Here is a 16885-nt window from a genome sequence, read left to right on the forward strand (position 1 = left end):
GCTTACTGAGCGGGGGTCAGTCACCGCCGCAGACGAACCGTGGCTCGGGATCGTAGCGCCAAGTGAACTTCTTGCGCTCGACCTCCTGGCCATCCTTGCGGATGACGCGCCACGCGTCCTGGGTGAAGCCTGGTAGTCCGCTGGAAGAAATGCACTTCGGGCCGGGCTCGCGCTGCACGGTGCGCGGGCTCGTGACGTTGCGCCGGGGCCCGTAGACGGTCTTGACGCTGTCGTAGACCTTGGTGCTCCACATCGTGACGGTCACCGAGCGCCCGGTCGTGGCGGTGTCGATCAGAATCCCGTACGGCGTGGTGTTCTTGAACTTCAGATCCAGGGTGGGATAGAAGATCGTCGACTCGATGACCGACGGGTAGCGCGAGAAGTAGAACGAGTGCGGCTTGTGCTCGACGTCCTCGAGACCCGCGTAGTAGGCGGCGTTGAACAGCGTGGTGGTGAACTGCGAGGCGCCACCGCCGACGCCCGGCTCGAGCACCCCGTTCACGATGACCGGCGCGTCCTTGTAGCCCTTGGCGTAGTTGCGCTCGCCCGTGTGCCCGTTGAGCGAGAACGTCGCGCCCGGGCGCACGAGCGCGCCGTCGACCGCCTTGGCCACCGTGATGATGTTCTGGCTGCGCGGCGAACTGCGCCCGCCGGTGAAGTAGGTGGTGAAGGTCGACACCTTCTCTTTGATGCCGAGCTCGGCCACGTCGGCCTGGCTGGTCTCGGACTCGGCCGCGGCCAGCACGCCGGTGACCGCACGCGGAGCCGGACCGGCCAGCACGCCGAGCAGTTCCGGGCCGAGCTTGGTCACGTCGACCACACGGCCCGGCGCCCCGGCCACGATCTGCGGCTTGCCGCCGCTCAGTCGCACGGTGGCCGGCTTGGCCGCTGTCTCGACCCGGCCGAACTGGGCCTTTCCGGCCGCCCGCAGCCGCTTGCCGTCGATCGCCGGGGCCAGCACACCGGCGGAGTCGGCCCGGAAGACCAGCCCCTTGGCCACTGCGGCCGGGGACAGCTGGAACGACTCGGCGCCGACCTCGACCGTCACCGGCGCGGCCACGGCGGGCTTGGCGACATCGGTGACCAGCGCGTCGACCTGCGCCTTGGTCATCGCCGGCGGGCGCGTGGTCAGCGGCACGTCGGCCACCTGACCGGTCGGCCACGCGCCGGTCACGCGCTCGGCGGCGACCGCGCCGTCCAGATCAAGACCGGCTTGCGGGTACGTCGCCACGGGCGTGACGCCCTTGAACGTGATCGCCGGCTTGCGCACGGTGACGCGCTTCGGGTTCACGTGCGGGCGGAGCGCCGCCTCGAGCTTGGCCGCCTCCAGGCGTACGACCGGGGGAACGATCTTGACCCCGAAGAGCCGGCGGCCGCTCCCGGCCGCGGCGTCGACAGTCGCCGGCACGTCGAACGCGAGACCGACCGCCTCGGGCTTGACCGTCACGTCCTTGCCGTCGAGGCGGACCCGGGCCGGTTGGGCCGACCGCGCCGCCACATGGTCGCCCAGCGCCTTCTCGGCCTCGGACCGGCTCAGCGCGCCCAGGTCGAGCCCCAGCACCTCGGTGCCACGCGGAATGTCACCGGCCGTGACGTAGGCCCCGGCGCCACCGGCACCCACCACCAGCAGACCGGCCACCGCCGTCGCGACCAGCACCCCACGCCGGGACTTCTTCTCGGCGGGCGGTGGCGGCGGCGGCAGCTGTTCTTGCGGCGGAACGTCCCGTTGGGCCGGCATCACGACCGTGTTCGAGCTCATCGGCAGCGGGACTGTGGCATCGGCCTCATCGGGGACCGTAACGCTGCCGTCCGGACCGGCGTTGAGGATGACGGTGTCGTCCGGTCTCGCGCCCTCGGGCCTGGCAGTCACGTGCTCACCTCATCGGTCGGGGAACGCCGCTAGGGCAACGTGCGCTTCAGGATCAGGCGATAGGAGTAGACGGCGTAGGTGAGGCTGCCGGCCAGGATCGTGACCAGCGCGACCCAGTTCTCGCCGCCCAGCAGATAGTCGCCCTCGTCGGAGCGGACGCCCGCCGCGAACAGCATCAGCAGCGTCCACAGGCCCCACGGCGGGGCCAGCGACCAGCGCCGGCGGGTGGTGCTGACCGCGAACCAGGCGATGGCCCAGTTGAACAGCATCGACAGCGGGACGGACAGCCACAGCAGCGGGCCGCCGCCCGAACCGATCGCGTCGCCGCGCCAGATCGACACCACGTCACCGGCCCGCAGGGTGCTCAGGAAGATCTCGAGCAGGCCGGTGACCAGCGCGGCCACCACCGCCACGGTCACCCCGCCGACGCGGATCAGCTTGTCCCAGCCGGCCCACGGCTGGCGGGCCTTCTGCTCGTACGTCTCGGGCTCGGGCTGCACGTCGACCGTCATCGCGAGGCCGCGTCGGATATCGCCGGTTGCTCCAGGTCGAGCCCGCCGAACAGGTCGCTCTCCCAGTTGTGGGGGCCCTCGCCGGGGCCGCGGGAGCCCTGGGCGATGGTGAAGTATTCGACGCCCATGAACTCGCCGCCGAAGTCGCCGGCGATGCCGTAGAGCCACGAGTCGTCGGGGATCTGGGTGGCGTGGGCCTTCATGGCCGCGACCTTTTGCTGGTAGTAGTCGGTGCCGTCGATGCGGGCGGCGATCTCGTCGTCGGGGTGGCCGAACGGCAGATCTTCCACCTTTTCCACGTCGGCGAACGGGTTGTCGGAGAGCTCGCGGAACGCCTCCATGCCGTCGCGCAGCACGCTCAGCGGCATCGCCGTCCAGTAGATCTTCTGCGGGCCGTCGGGGCCGGCCAGCTCGGCCGCGCGCATGGCGACCCGGTGGGCCTGGATGTGGTCGGGATGACCGTAGAAGCCGTTGGGGTCGTACGTGATCATGACCTGGGGCTTGACCTCGCGGATGACCTCGAGCAGCAGGGCGGCCGCGGCGTCGACGTCGGCCCGCCAGAACGCGCGCTCGTGGTCGTTGGTGGGCAGGCCCATCATGCCGGAGTCGCGGAAGCGGCCGGCCCCGCCGAGGAACCGGTGGTCGGTGACGCCCAGCGCGGCGCACGCGCGGGACAGCTCGACCAGGCGGTAGCCGCCGAGCTGGTCGGCCTGGGCCGCCTCGAGCTGGGCCAGGGCGGGGACATGGATCTCGCCCTCTTCGCCGAGAGTGCAGGTCACGAGCGTCACGTGGGCGCCGGAGGCCGCGTAGTGGGCCATGGTGGCGCCGGTGCCGGTGACCTCGTCGTCGGGGTGGGCGTGCACCAGCAGGAGCCGGCGGGCGGGCAGGGCGTCAGTCACGCGGCAACTGTACGCGGGGACCCCGACAGACTTCCGGTACGCCGTGCCCGGTTTGGGGCGCGCGGGAGGGGCTTGATCAGCGATGCTGTCGGGGTGGACTTTCCGGGACTCGCGGAACGCACCGGTCACTTCCGTCACGGCGCGCCGCACACGGTGACGGTCGGCGCGGACGGCCGGCGTGTGGTCTTCCTGCGCTCGGCCGGCCCCGAGGACCCGATCTCGTCGCTCTGGGTGCTCAACGTGGCCACCGCGACCGAGTCCCTGGTCGCGGCCGGGCCCATCGACGCGTACGCCACCGACCGCGACGCCTGCGTGGCCGCCTTCACCCGCGAGGGCCGTCTGTACCGGGCCGAACTGGCCCGGGGCACGCTGACCGAGGTGCCGACCGACGAGCCGGCCGAGGACCCGCGACCCGACCCCGACGGCGTCAACATCGGCTACGTCAGCCGGGTCGGCGGCTCGCCCTCGCTGCGGGTGGTCGGCCCCGACGGCGACCGCCTGCTGGCCGGCGAATCGGGCAACGCGTGGCGTGAACAGGGCGGATCCATCGGCTGGGGGCTGCCCGACGAGCCGGCCCGCCGGTTCGGGCGCGACCGCGGCTGGTGGTGGGCGCCCGACGGCAGCCAGATCCTGGCCGCCCGCACGGCCGCGTCGACCAGCCTGCACCTGCTCGACCTCGACTTCGGCTGGGTCGACGTGCACTGGGACCGCGAGACGTACCCCCACGTGGTCGGGGTGCGCTGGGCCGACGGGGGCGGGCCGCTGATCACCGTGCTGCGCCGGATGCAGCAGCACGGCCTGGTGCTGGCGGTCGATCCGCGTACGGGGGAAACCCAGGTCCATGCGGAACTGGCCGACGCCCGCTGGGTCGAACCGGTGGCCGGCACACCCCGTCACCTGCCCGACGGCCGGGTGCTGGTCGGCGGCGAACTCGCCCACGACGGCTTCGACGCGCGATGCCTGTTCGCCGACGGCAGCCTGCTCACCCCACCCAGCCTCTACGTGCGGCGGGTGGTCGGCACGGCGCCCCGGCCCGGCGGCCCGAGCGGCTCCCCCGACCTGATCGTCGAGGGCACCGAGGACGACCCGGCCACCCAGGACGTCTTCCGCGTCCGCACCTCGCTAGGCGGTGGCGGCGCCGAAGCCCGCAAGATCACCGAAACCACCGGGGCCTGGGGCTGGCACCGGGCCGTCGCCGGCGGCGACGTGCTGGTCGTCGACGACGTGGTGTGGCGGGGCGAGGCCCGGGTGGCCGCCCTGGGCAACCAGTCGGCGCCGCTGCCGTACACCCCGCGCCCGGTGTTCGAGCGGGTCACCGACCGCCGGTTGCCGGCCGCTGTTCTTTATCCCGACGGCTTCGTCACCGGCACCAAGCTGCCGGTGCTGGTGGCATTGGGCGAAGGCCCGGGCAGCCAGCAGGTGGTGAACTGCCGCGCGGCCTGGCAGGAAAGACAGTGGTGGGCCGACGCCGGCTTCGCGGTCGTCTCGATCGACGGCCGGGGCACACCCGGGGTGGCCCCCAGCTTCGAAAAGGTGGTGCACCGCCGCCTGGTCGACGTGGCCCTGTCCGACCAGGCCGACGCGCTCCAGGCCCTGGTCGGCAAACACCCCGACCTGGATCTCAACGCGGTTTCCGTACGAGGCACAGGCACCGGCGGCTGGCTGGCCGCGATGGCGGTGCTGCGCCGCCCCGACGTCTTCCACCGAGCCACCGCCCGCAACCCGATCATCGACTGGCACGACGCGCCGCTGCCGCTGGCCGAGCGCTACCTGGGCGACCCCCGCGACTCAGCCGACATCTACGCCCACCACACCCTCCTCGAAGCCGACCCCACCGACACCATCCTCCTGATCGGCGCCACCGCCCCCGGCCTCCCGTCAGCCGAGGCCGCCACCCTTGACGAGGAGCTAGCCTTCCTGCAGGGACGTGGCACGGCTGCCCGCTAGTCGAAGCGGTAGTCGCGAGGAGAGTTGTCATGAGACTAGTCTTTGTGGGAGAGTCCGACCCCGACAGCTCGGGAGACGCCATGACCACAGTGTTCACTGCGGACAAACCGTCTGCGAACGGGATGATTTTCGCCGATGGTCAGCCGATGACCGGCGACGACTACCTGGCGCTCGGCGTGACCTCCCCCCGAGTCGAACTCCTCGACGGGAGCTTGCTCGTGACCCCCAACCCCACTCGCGCCCATCAGAGGATCGCCCGGCATCTCGCCAACACTCTGGAAGCGAACGCCGATCCGGCCCACCTCGAGGTCGGCAACGCGGTGAACGTCCAGCTCGGGCCGGACCGGATGGTGATCCCGGACGTCGTCGTATTCGCAGCCGACGATGAGGTCGACGACCTGATCATCGATTCGGCGTTCGTGGTTCTGGTCTGCGAGATCCACTCCCCCTCCAACGCCACCACCGACAAGGTGCTCAAGAAGCACTACTACGCCGTGGCCGGCATCCCGTGGTACCTGATGGTCGATCCCGAGGCTGGGACCTTCACCCTTTACGAGTTGGCCGGGGCCGCTTACAAGGAGCACTCGGTGACCAAGGTGGGCGAGATCCTGCGGCTCACCGAACCGATGGCTGTCGATCTGGATCCCGCGGCGCTGCTGCCGGACTGAAATAGTCGTACCCGTCGCCTAGGGTCGGGCCATGAGTCACTTCGATGAGGCTTCGGCGGCGGTGCAGGCCGCTCTCGAGGCCGGGGCGCGCTATGCCGACTGCCGCGTCATGGTGCGGCGCACCGAGTCGATGTCCGCCCGCGACGGTGACGTCGAAGAGGTCTACTCCGACGAGAGCGCCGGCCTCGGTGTCCGGGCCCTGGTCGGGTCGTCGTGGGGTTTCTACGCCGTGCCCGATCTCTCCGATTCGGCCGCCCGCGCGGCCGGGCGCCGGGCCGCGCAGATCGCCGCGGCCAGCGCCACCGTGCCCGGGCCGCCGGTCGATCTGGTGTCCTCGGCCGCGGTCGAGGCGAGCTGGGCCAACGAGTGCGAGATCGACCCGCTCGGCGTGCCCCTGTCGACCAAGGGCGATCTGCTGGTGGCGGCCACCGCCGCGGCCAAGGCGGCCGGCGCCGATCTCGCCCAGGGCTCGGTCACGGTGTGGGACACGCGCAAGTGGTTCGTCTCGAGCGAGGGCCACCGCATCGACCAGCACACCCGCGAGTGCGGCGCCGGGGTCTGGGCCAGCGCGTTCGGCGACGGTGAGATCCAGCGGCGCTCCTGGCCCTCGTACGGCGGCCAGTACGGCACCCGTGGCTGGGAACTCGTCGACAGCCTAGACCTGATCGGTAACGCGCCGCGCATGGCCGAAGAGGCCCGCGCCCTGCTCACCGCCCCGCTCTGCCCCACCGGCGAGACGACGCTGGTGCTCGGCGGCGAACAACTCGCCCTGCAGATCCACGAGTCGGTCGGCCACGCCATCGAGCTCGACCGCATCCTCGGCTGGGAGGCCGCGTTCGCCGGCACCAGCTGGCTCGACCTGCGCAAGCTGGGCTCGCTGCGCTACGGCTCCGAGCTCATGAACATCACGATCGACCCCAGCCTGCCGGGCGCGCTGGGCAGCTTCGGCTTCGACGACGAGGGCACCCCGGCCACCAAACGCGACGCCGTGCGCGACGGCGTCTGGGTCGGCGTGCTGGCCGGGCGTGACTCGGCCGCCGTGGCCGGGCTCGACTACGCGGGCAGCGTGCGCTCCGACGGCTGGGCCCGGCTGCCGATGGTCCGCATGACCAATGTGGGCCTCGAACCCGGCCCGCACACGCTCGACGAGATCATCGCGGCCACCGACGACGGCGTGTTCATGGACGTCAACCGCTCGTGGTCGATCGACGACCGCCGGCTCAACTTCCAGTTCGGCTGCGAGATCGGCTACGAGATCAAGAACGGTAAGCGCGGCCGCATGCTGCGCAACCCGACCTACACCGGCATCGGCCCCAAGTTCTGGCAGTCGATGGACATGCTGTCGTCCGAGACCGTCGCCTGGGGCACGCCCAACTGCGGCAAGGGCCAGCCCGGCCAGGTGGGTCATACGGGTCATCCGGCCGCGCCGGCCAGGTTCACCGACGTCCGTGTGGGGGTGCGGGGATGAGTCTCGAGAGCATTCGATCCTCCGTCGAGCTCGATCTCGCGGCCCGGGTCGTCGACCTGGTGCGGCAGGCGGCGGGCCCGTCGGCCGAGGCCGAGGTCATGGTGCGTCACGACGCCCAGGCGCTGACCCGGTTCGCCGTGTCGATGATCCACCAGAACGTGGCCGACGCGGTCACCACCGTCGGCCTGCGGCTGCACCTCGACGGGCGCACCGCGTCCGGCGCCACCACGATCGTCGACGCCGACGGGCTGCGGGGCCTGGTCGAGCGGACGGTCGCGGCGGCCCGGCTGAGCCCGCCCGACGGCACCTGGCCCGGGCTCACCCCGCCCAGCCCGCTGCACCACTCGGCCGGCTACCACGGTTCGGGCGAGCACTCCCGGCTCGACTTCGGCTTCGACGAGGCGACCGCGCGGGCCACCCCGGCCGAACGGGCCGACCGTGTCCGCGATTTCGTCCGGGCCGCCGAGGGCCTGGAAACGGCCGGTTACTGCCGCACGGTCTACACGTCGGCCGCTTTCGCCAACAGCGCCGGGCAGTCGGCCGAGGGGCGCACAGCCGAGGCGGCGATGGACGGCATCGCCCGCGCCGACGGCGCCGACGGGGTGGCTCGGCTGGCCAGTGGCCGCCTGGCTGACCTCGACGGCACGGCCCTCGGGGCGCGAGCGGCGGCCAAGGCCCGTGCTGCGCGGAATCCGGTCGAGCTAACGCCCGGCCGCTACGAGGTCGTGCTCGAGCCCGAGGCGGTGGCCGACCTGCTCGACAACTTCTCCGTCTTCGGGTTCAACGGCAAGGCGTACGCCCAGAAGCAGTCGTTCGCCGAGCTCGGGGCCGACCAGTTCGACCCGTCGGTGACCCTGATCGACGAGCCGCTGGGCAGCCGCGACGAGCACGCTGCGGGCCTGCCGTTCGACGACGAGGGCACGCCCCGCGAGTCGCTGGTGCTGGTGCGCGAGGGCGTGACCAAGGCGGTGGCCCACGACCGCACGTCGGCCGCCGAGGCGGGCACGGTGTCCACCGGCCACGCTTCGGGTTCGTCGCGCACGTGGGGTCCCTACGCCACCCACGTACGGCTGGAGGCCTCGCCCGCCCCGGCCGCCGCGCCCGCCGGCGACCCGGCCGATCCGGTGGCCGCGTCGGCCCGTCCGCTGGTGGCCCGCATGGAACGCGGCCTGCTGATCACCGACCTCTGGTACACCCGGGTGCTCGACCAGAAGACGCTGGTCATCACCGGCCTGACCCGCAACGGCGTCTGGCTGGTCGAGAACGGCGAGGTGACCGCGGCGGTCGGCAACATGCGCTTCACCCAGTCCTATCCGCAGGCGCTGGGCGCCGGCATGGTGCTGGGCATCGGCCGCGAGTCGATCCTGCTTCCCGACCGGTGGTCGGGCACTCGATTCGCGGCCCCGGCCCTGCACCTGGCCAGCTGGAACCTCACCGGCAACGCCTCCGGCTGACCGTCCTGGTTATCCACAACGGCGAGTTGTCCACATCCCCACCACACGATCACGCCCAACTACTCGATAATGACCAGCGGGGGCTCCCCCTGAGGAGGGCGGGCTCGCCGTTGCGGGTGATCATGAGGTTTCCGACCCGAGGCGGAGCATTGACCGGCGTGCTTCACTGAGCCGGTGAGCGATACGCCGCGCGACCCTGACCAGGACGACGACGCCACCACGCGTCTGCCCCGATCCGATCGCGCCGCCTCACCCGTGGACGGGTCGGCCGCGACCACGCCGACCAGCCCCGCCCCGGCCACCGCCTCACCTTCCACCGGCTCGGCAGCCAAGCCGGGCGACCAGCCAGCGGCGGCGACCGGATCGGCGGCGCGGCCCGGGTGGCGGCGGATGGTCAGCCTCGGCGGGACGCCGGCCGCGGGCGAGCCGAAGCAGCGGCGCCGCCGCCAGTGGTTCGTGGCGGGCATCTCGATCGGCGCCGCGGTGATCGTGATCGCGCTCTGCGCGGGCGCCCTGGCCGTGGTCGACGCCGTCTCGGACGTGCGCGACACCGCGTCCGATGCTCGCGAGGCGCGCGAACTCCGCGACCGGAACTGCCTCGAGCTGGAACAACGCCTCAACCGCCTCAACCCGCCCGGCGCCGCCGCGAATCCGGCCGGCCGCGCGGTGGCCGTCCGCGATGAGAACTCGGCCGTCCGCATCTATGTCGGCGAGATCAGCGACACCCGGGCCCAGGACGGCTGGCGCCAGTTGCTCGACGCCCGCGCCGTGTACGCCGATGCCCTCGACCGCCAGGCCAAGTCCCGCACCCCGGCCTTCTACGTGCCCCCGAAGAACGGCGACAACAAACCGGTGGCCGACGACCTCGTCGAGTGGTCACCCGCCGCCTGCGCCGGTCCCCTGCGCCGGCTGGCCGCGCCCGATCTCTGAGCCGGCCCGGCCGGGCTGTCCGGCTGCTACCTCAGCGTCCGTTTTGGATCAGCGCCACCAAGATCCACTAGCGTGTGCGAGCGTATCGGTGCGATGAGGGTCGAACTTTGTGATCCATACCCCATCCCTGAGCGCGAAACTGTCCGACCCTCGGCGTAACGTGTGCCCCACATCACGCAAGCATGGCGGCTGCGGGCTCCCCCTCGCCCGGCGGCCGGGTCACATGGGACAGGCACGTCAGGAGAGCGAATGACGACGACGGCAACGAGGCCGGGCGTGGGACCCGAGGGTCCGCACCAACCACGCGCCGCCATCACAGCCAAGACGCTGCGCACCGACCGGTGGTGGCTCGCCCCACTCATCACCTTCGTCGGGCTCGGGGCATGGGTCGCCTACGCGACCGTCCGCGTCTTCATGCACAAGTGGTATTTCGTCGAGGAATACCACTACCTCACGCCGTTCTACTCGCCGTGCATCACCGATCGGTGCGTCGAGGGCTCAGCGCTGTTCGGCACACCGCTGCCGAGCTGGTGGATCCTGCCCGAGGCGGCCTTCACGCTGCCGTTCCTGCTGCTCTTCCGGCTGACCTGCTACTACTACCGCAAGGCGTACTACCGGGCCTTCTGGTTGTCGCCGCCGGCCTGCGCGGTCCCCGACGGGCACGAGAAGTACTCCGGCGAGACCCGGTTCCCGCTGATCTTCCAGAACGCCCACCGCTACGCGTTCTACGCCGCCATGGTCATCTCGCTGATCAACACGTACGACGCGGTGATCGCGTTCCGCAGCGGCGACTCGTTCGGTTTCGGGCTCGGCAACATCATCCTGGTCGGCAACGTGGTCATGCTCTGGCTCTACACGTTGTCGTGCCACTCGTGCCGCCACATCACCGGCGGCCGGCTCAAGCACTTCTCGAAGCACCCGGTGCGTTACCGCGTCTGGACCTTCGTGTCGAAGCTGAACGTCCGCCACATGCAGCTGGCCTGGATCACGCTCGGCACGCTGGCCCTGACCGACTTCTACATCATGGCGCTGGAAGCCGGCTGGTTCTCCGATCTTCGGTTCGTCGGCTAGGGGGCGGCGCACAAAATGACCACTGCACGAATCGAACGACACCACTACGACGTCGTCGTGATCGGGGCCGGCGGCGCCGGTCTGCGCGCGGCCATCGAGGCCCGGCTGGCCGGCAAGCGGACGGCGATCATCTCGAAGTCGCTGTTCGGCAAGGCCCACACGGTGATGGCCGAGGGCGGCGCGGCCGCCGCCATGGGCAACGTCAACTCGCGCGACAACTGGATGGTCCACTTCCGCGACACCATGCGCGGCGGCAAGTTCCTCAACAACTTCCGCATGGCCGAACTGCACGCCAAGGAAGCACCGGAACGCATCTGGGAGCTGGAGACGTACGGGGCGCTCTTCGACCGTACGAAGGACGGCAAGATCTCCCAGCGCAACTTCGGCGGCCACGAATATCCGCGGCTCGCGCACGTCGGAGACCGCACCGGCCTCGAGCTGATCCGCACCCTGCAGCAAAAGATCGTCTCGCTGCAGCAAGAGGACTTCGCCGAGACCGGCAACTACGACTCGCGCATCCGGGTGTTCTCCGAGACCACGATCACCGAGCTGCTGCTCGACGGCAACAAGGTCGCGGGCGCGTTCGGCTACTACCGCGAGTCGGGCGAGTTCCTGCTGCTCGAGGCGCCCGCGGTGATCCTGGCGACCGGCGGTGTCGGCCGCAGCTACAAGGTCACCTCGAACAGCTGGGAGTACACCGGCGACGGCCACGCCCTGGCCCTGCGGGCGGGCGCGACGCTGATCAACATGGAGTTCCTGCAGTTCCACCCGACCGGCATGGTCTGGCCCCCCAGCGTCAAGGGCATCCTGGTCACCGAGTCGGTGCGCGGCGACGGCGGCGTGCTGCGCAACAGCGACGGCAAGCGCTTCATGTTCGACTACGTGCCCGACGTGTTCCGCAAGCAGTACGCGGACACCGAGGAAGAGGCCGACCGCTGGTACACCGACCCCGACAACAACCGCCGCCCACCCGAGCTGCTGCCACGCGACGAGGTCGCCCGCGCGATCAACTCCGAGGTCAAGGCGGGCCGGGGCACCAAGGCCGGCGGCGTCCTGCTCGACGTCTCGACCCGCATGCCGGCCGAGACGATCACCAAGCGCCTCCCGTCGATGTACCACCAGTTCAAAGAGCTGGCCGACGTCGACATCACCAAGGAGCCGATGGAGGTCGGCCCGACCTGTCACTACGTGATGGGCGGGGTCGAGGTCGAACCCGACAGCACGGCCGCCATGGGCACGGTCGAGGGCCTGTTCGCCGCGGGCGAGGTGTCCGGCGGCATGCACGGCTCGAACCGGCTCGGCGGCAACTCGCTGTCCGACCTGCTGGTCTTCGGCAAGCGGGCCGGTGAGCACGCCGCGGCCTACACCGACGCGCTGGCCAAGCGGCCCAAGGTCGCCACGTCCGACGTTCAGTCCGCGGTGATCACGGCGCTGGCCCCGCTCGAGCGGCAGGGCGGCGAAAACCCGTACACCCTGCAGCAGGATCTTCAGGCCGTGATGGGCGACCTGGTCGGCATCATCCGGCGGGCCGGCGAACTGACCGACGCGCTGAAGCGGATCCAGGAGCTCAAGCTGCGCGTGGCCCAGGTCGGGGCGGTCGGCGGCCGGCGCTACAACCCGGGCTGGCACCTCGCGCTCGACCTGCGCAACATGCTGATCGTCTCGGAGTGCACGGCCAAGGCGGCGCTCGAACGCGAGGAGTCCCGCGGCGGTCACACCCGCGAGGACTTCCCGCAGATGAACCCGGAGTGGCGGCTGATCAACCTGGTCTGCTCGGTCGACGGCAGCGGCGACGTGCACCTCGAGCGCAAGCCGGTGCCCCGCATGCGTGACGAGCTGATCCAGCTGTTCGAGCGCACCGAGCTCTCGAAATACCTGACCGAGGGCGAGATCACCCAGTTCGACGCGATCAGCAAGACGGAGGCGAAGTAATGGGCACCAAGCGCCACTTCCGCGTCTGGCGGGGCGATTCGGCCGGCGGCGACATCGAGGACTTCGACGTCGAGGTCAACGAGGGTGAGGTCGTGCTCGACATCATCCACCGGCTGCAGGCGACCCAGACCCCCGACCTGGCCTGCCGGTGGAACTGCAAGGCGGGCAAGTGCGGCTCGTGCTCGATGGAGATCAACGGCAAGCCGCGGCTGGGCTGCATGACCCGCATGTCGACGTTCGAAGAGGACGAGACGGTCACGATCACGCCGCTGCGCACGTTCCCGGTCATCCGCGACCTGGTCACCGACGTCTCCTTCAACTACGACAAGGCGCGCGAGACCCCGGCCTTCGCGCCGCCGCCGGGCGTGGCCCCGGGCGACTACCGCATGCAACAGATCGACGTCGAGCGCAGCCAAGAGTTCCGCAAGTGCATCGAGTGCTTCCTCTGCCAGAACACGTGTCACGTGGTCCGCGACCATGAAGAGAACAAGGCCGCGTTCTCCGGTCCGCGCTACTTCATCCGGGCCGCCGAGCTCGACATGCACCCGCTCGACGACCGCGAGGACCGCAAGGAGTACGCGCAGTCCCACCAGGGCATGGGCTTCTGCAACATCACCAAGTGCTGCACCGAGGTCTGCCCCGAGCACATCAAGATCACCGACAACGCGATCATCCCGATGAAGGAACGCGTCGTCGACCGCCGCTACGATCCGCTGGTCTGGCTCGGCCGCAAGATCTTCCGGCGCGACGAGCTCGACGGCCACAACGGCTCCCACGGCGCGCGGGGCGTGAGCATGGCGCCGAGCTCCTCGGTCGGTGTCACCGACTCGGCCCAGGGCGGGGCCTTCTCGGCCCACCGGGGTCCCGAGGGCCCCGAGGTGCGCGAGGACGGCAAGATGGACGTCACCGAGGTCACGCTGCCCACCCAGGGTGGTCCGTCACCGTTCGGCGACCAGCAGTTCCCGTTGCCGTCCGACCGGGTGTCCTACCAGCAGCCCGCACAGCCGCCGGACAACGACCACTGATCAGCCGCGCCGGTCGCCGATGTCACCGTCGGCGGCCGGCGCGCCGTCGTCCCGCAACCACATCTCCAGCCCGTCGAGCAGCCGTTCCAAGCCGAATGCGTACGTCTCGTCGAGCACCTGGTCCGGGTCTTTGCGCATGGGTCCGGTCTCTTGGCGCCACTTCTCGTAGTTCGGATTGTCGGGCGCGAGCCGTTCCAGGTAGGGCTCGACGTCCTGCGCCACCTCTTCCCAGGTCTTGCCCGTGCGCTTCAACGCTGACCGGACCGCCGCCTCGGAGGTCGCCGACCCGATGGCGTGGGAGTTCAGCAGCGCGGTTGCGTGCGACAGCGGCATGCCGGTGAAACCCGCCGCCGTGAACAGCGCCACGAGCCGTTCCCCGAGCCGCATCGCGTTGGGCCCGAGCGTAGGGTGCAGCCCGAGCAGGCCGATCACCCACGGGTGCCGCAGCAGGGCCGCCCGCATGCCGTTGGCGCTGATCGACGCGCCGACCCGCCACGTGGTGTCGCCCGGCTCGGGCACGTAGATCTCGCCCAGCACCTCGTCGACGGCCAGTTCGAGCAGCTCGTCCTTGTTCGCCACGTGCCAGTAGAGCGAAGTCGCGCCCGAACCGAGCTTGGTTCCGAGCCGGCGCATGCTGAGCCCGCTCGGGCCCTCGGCGTCGAGCAACTCCATCGCCGCGCGGACGATCTGCTCACGGCTCAGCGCGGGCTGACCGGTCTGGGCCCGCGGCGGCCGGAGCCAGACGGAGCCGGTGAACCCCTCGGAGCTTCTCACCAGCCCATTCTAAAGGGTCTCGCACACTGTTCGAGCCGACTGGTACGGTGTGCGAGTCAATCGAACGCCGTACGAGAGAGAAGCTGTCATGACGGAGCGCAACCCTCGGCGCTGGTTGATCCTCGGCGTGCTCTGCCTGAGCCTGCTGGTCGTCGTCGTCGACAACATGGTGCTCAACATCGCGATCCCGTCGCTGATCCGCGACCTGGGCGCGAGCACGGCCCAGATCCAGTGGATCATCGACGCGTACATCCTGGTCTTCGCCGGTCTGCTGCTCACCGCGGGCAGCCTGTCGGACCGCCACGGCCGCCGCCGGGGGCTGGTGATCGGGCTGATCGTCTTCGGCGGCGCCTCGGTGCTGGCCACGCTCTGCCGCACCCCGGAACAACTGATCGCCGTACGCGGTCTGATGGGTGTCGGTGCGGCCTTCCTCATGCCGGGCACGCTGTCGATCCTGACCACGGTCTTCGCCGAGGACGAGCGCAAGAAGGCGATCGCCATCTGGAGCTCGGTGCTCATGCTCGGCGCGCTGGGCGGCCCCAGCCTCGGCGGCCTGCTGCTCGAGCACTTCTGGTGGGGCTCGATCTTCCTGCTCAACGTGCCGATCGCGATCCTCGGCATCATCGCGGCACTGGCCAGCATTCCCGAGTCGCGCGGCCACGCCAGCAAGCCCGACCTGCTCGGCGCGCTGCTCTCCATGATCGGCATGACCGCCCTGGTCTGGGGCGTGATCCACTCGGCCCAGGCCGGTCTCGGCTCGGTCTCCGTCCTCGGCGGTTTCGCCGTCGCGGCGATCGCCCTGACCGCCTTCGCCCTGTGGGAGCGCAAGGTCGCCGAGCCGATGCTGCCGCTGAAGCTGTTCCGCAACCGCAACTTCGCCGGGGCCAGCCTCTCGATCGTGCTGCTCTCGTTCTCGGCCGGCGGCGTGCTGCTCGCACTGACGCAGTATCTGCAGTTCGTGCTCGGCTACGAACCCCTCAAGGCCGGTACGGCGTTCATCCCGATGCTGGTGACGGCCATGGTCTTCAACGGCGTGGGCGTGGTCGTCGACAAGAAGTTCGGCACTCGCACCGCCCTGGCCGCGGGCCTGCTGCTCATGGCCGGCGGCTTCAGCATCCTGGCCACGCTGACGCCCGGCGACGGTTATCTCAAGCTGGCGTTCGCGCTGGTCGTCATGGGCATGGGCAGCGGCACGGCCGGGCCCGCGGCGTACGGAACCCTGATGAGCGCGCTGCCGCCCGAGCGGGTTGGTGTCGGCTCCGCCGTGAACGACACCGTGCAGCAGGTCGGCACGGCGCTGAGCGTGGCCGTGCTCGGCACCGTGCTCACCGCCACCTATCGGTCCGCGATGCCGGCCGACGTGACCGGCGCGGCCCGCGACTCGATCGGCGACGCCCTGCGCGTCGCCGCCACCACCGGTGACGCGGCTCTGGCCCGGGTCGCCCAGGACTCCTTCGTCTCGGCCATCGCCTCGACCTCGCTGATCGGCGTCGTCGGCGGCGCGGTGGCGGCAGTGGTCGCCATCGCCGTGCTGCGCCCGACCCCGCCCCCGGCGTCCGAAGAGACTGCGCCGCAGGAGCCGGAGTCGCAACTGACGAGCTGATCTTCGAACAGCCGTACTAACATGGCCGCATGACCAGCACCTATCAGCCATCGATGTTCGACCTGGGCGGCGACGCCGGGGGCCCCGACGCCCCCGGCGTCGGCGCGCTCGCGGGTCACATCCAGCGCCACCACCTCACCGCCGGCGCGTGGGTCGACGTGCTGCCCGGCTGGCTCCACGGCTCCGACGCCGTCTTCGAGGCCCTGCTGGGCATCGACTGGCGGGCCGACCGCCGCCAGATGTACGACACGGTCGTCGACGTCCCCCGCCTGCTGCGCTGGTTCGGCGCCGACGAGACACTGCCCCACCCCGCCCTGACCGAGGCCAAGGCCCAGCTCAACACCCACTACGAGGCCGAGCTGCGCGAAGAGTTCGTCACCGCCGGCATGTGCCTCTATCGCGACGGGCGCGACAGCGTCGCCTGGCACGGCGACACGCTGGGCCGCTCGGCCCGCCACGACACGATGGTGGCCATCGTCTCGCTGGGCTCCCCGCGCCACCTTTCCCTGCGCCCGCGGGCCGGCGGCCACGACACGGTGCGCTTCCCACTCGGCCACGGCGACCTGATCGTCATGGGCGGCTCGTGCCAGCGCACCTGGGAACACGCGATCCTCAAGACGGCCCGACCGGTCGGCCCGCGCATCAGCGTCCAGTTCCGCCCGGTCGACGTCGCCTGACACAAGGCGGCGGGCCAAGTTCCGCACCCCTCGCAAAGCGGACGCCGAGACCGCC

At 70.7% G+C, this 16885-nt stretch carries 14 protein-coding genes; 10 read left to right on the forward strand and 4 right to left on the reverse strand.

All coding sequences use genetic code 11. The features are described 5' to 3' along the window. Positions 1-16: 16 nt before the first annotated feature. Genes M1L60_RS47845 through mshB form a run of 3 tightly spaced genes read right to left on the reverse strand, consistent with a single transcriptional unit; the run spans position 17 to position 3281 of the window. On the reverse strand, positions 17-1870 hold the full coding sequence (locus M1L60_RS47845; RefSeq protein WP_253238431.1) for a VanW family protein: 1854 nt from the start codon (positions 1868-1870) through the stop codon (positions 17-19). A 29-nt stretch (positions 1871-1899) separates the two neighbouring features. Next, the gene (locus M1L60_RS17165) at positions 1900-2382 is read right to left on the reverse strand and encodes a hypothetical protein (protein WP_253238432.1); all 483 of its coding nucleotides are present in this window, start codon (positions 2380-2382) and stop codon (positions 1900-1902) included. Then, positions 2379-3281 carry an N-acetyl-1-D-myo-inositol-2-amino-2-deoxy-alpha-D-glucopyranoside deacetylase gene (gene mshB, locus M1L60_RS17170; protein ID WP_253238433.1) on the reverse strand — a complete coding sequence of 301 codons (903 nt, stop codon included), beginning with the start codon at positions 3279-3281 and terminating at the stop codon, positions 2379-2381. The genes M1L60_RS17165 and mshB overlap by 4 nt, the downstream gene beginning before the upstream one ends. 153 nt (positions 3282-3434) lie before the next feature. Here mshB and M1L60_RS17175 point away from each other — a divergent pair, with 153 nt between their 5' ends. The 8 genes from M1L60_RS17175 to M1L60_RS17210 all read left to right on the forward strand — a co-directional run bounded on the left by M1L60_RS17175 (position 3435) and on the right by M1L60_RS17210 (position 13776). Next, a complete protein-coding gene (locus tag M1L60_RS17175) occupies positions 3435-5228 on the forward strand; it encodes a prolyl oligopeptidase family serine peptidase (protein ID WP_438862120.1) in 1794 nt (597 codons plus the stop codon). Positions 5229-5374: 146 nt separating this feature from the next. Further along, complete coding sequence (locus M1L60_RS17180; RefSeq protein ID WP_253238435.1) at positions 5375-5896, forward strand: Uma2 family endonuclease; 522 nt, start codon at positions 5375-5377, stop codon at positions 5894-5896. 31 nt (positions 5897-5927) lie between these two features. Next, positions 5928-7364: a TldD/PmbA family protein gene (locus tag M1L60_RS17185; protein ID WP_253238436.1), complete on the forward strand. Its 1437-nt coding sequence runs from the start codon at positions 5928-5930 to the stop codon at positions 7362-7364. Beyond that, positions 7361-8818, forward strand: a complete 1458-nt coding sequence (locus M1L60_RS17190) for a TldD/PmbA family protein (protein WP_253238437.1) — start codon at positions 7361-7363, stop codon at positions 8816-8818. The genes M1L60_RS17185 and M1L60_RS17190 overlap by 4 nt, the downstream gene beginning before the upstream one ends. 174 nt (positions 8819-8992) lie before the next feature. Beyond that, complete coding sequence (locus M1L60_RS17195; protein WP_253238438.1) at positions 8993-9748, forward strand: hypothetical protein; 756 nt, start codon at positions 8993-8995, stop codon at positions 9746-9748. Between the two features lie 249 nt (positions 9749-9997). After that, entirely contained in the window at positions 9998-10819 is an 822-nt protein-coding gene (sdhC, locus tag M1L60_RS17200) for a succinate dehydrogenase subunit SdhC (RefSeq protein ID WP_253238439.1), read from the forward strand. 15 nt (positions 10820-10834) lie between these two features. Next, positions 10835-12751, forward strand: coding sequence for a fumarate reductase/succinate dehydrogenase flavoprotein subunit (locus M1L60_RS17205; RefSeq protein ID WP_253238440.1), 1917 nt, complete (start codon positions 10835-10837; stop codon positions 12749-12751). Continuing rightward, positions 12751-13776 (forward strand): succinate dehydrogenase/fumarate reductase iron-sulfur subunit, encoded by a 1026-nt coding sequence (locus M1L60_RS17210; RefSeq protein WP_253238441.1) that lies wholly within the window; start codon positions 12751-12753, stop codon positions 13774-13776. The genes M1L60_RS17205 and M1L60_RS17210 overlap by 1 nt, the downstream gene beginning before the upstream one ends. Here M1L60_RS17210 and M1L60_RS17215 read toward each other — a convergent pair whose 3' ends face one another. Continuing rightward, entirely contained in the window at positions 13777-14550 is a 774-nt protein-coding gene (locus M1L60_RS17215) for a TetR/AcrR family transcriptional regulator C-terminal domain-containing protein (RefSeq protein ID WP_253238442.1), read from the reverse strand. An 88-nt stretch (positions 14551-14638) separates the two neighbouring features. Between M1L60_RS17215 and M1L60_RS17220 the strand changes: the two genes are divergently transcribed. Together M1L60_RS17220 and M1L60_RS17225 are read left to right on the forward strand one after the other, a co-directional pair. Further along, the gene (locus tag M1L60_RS17220; protein ID WP_253238443.1) at positions 14639-16153 is read left to right on the forward strand and encodes an MFS transporter; all 1515 of its coding nucleotides are present in this window, start codon (positions 14639-14641) and stop codon (positions 16151-16153) included. A gap of 29 nt (positions 16154-16182) precedes the next feature. After that, positions 16183-16830: an alpha-ketoglutarate-dependent dioxygenase AlkB gene (locus M1L60_RS17225; RefSeq protein WP_253238444.1), complete on the forward strand. Its 648-nt coding sequence runs from the start codon at positions 16183-16185 to the stop codon at positions 16828-16830. The last annotated feature ends 55 nt before the right edge of the window (positions 16831-16885 follow it).

The organism is Paractinoplanes aksuensis (assembly GCF_024137025.1).
Lineage (GTDB): Bacteria > Actinomycetota > Actinomycetes > Mycobacteriales > Micromonosporaceae > Actinoplanes > Actinoplanes aksuensis.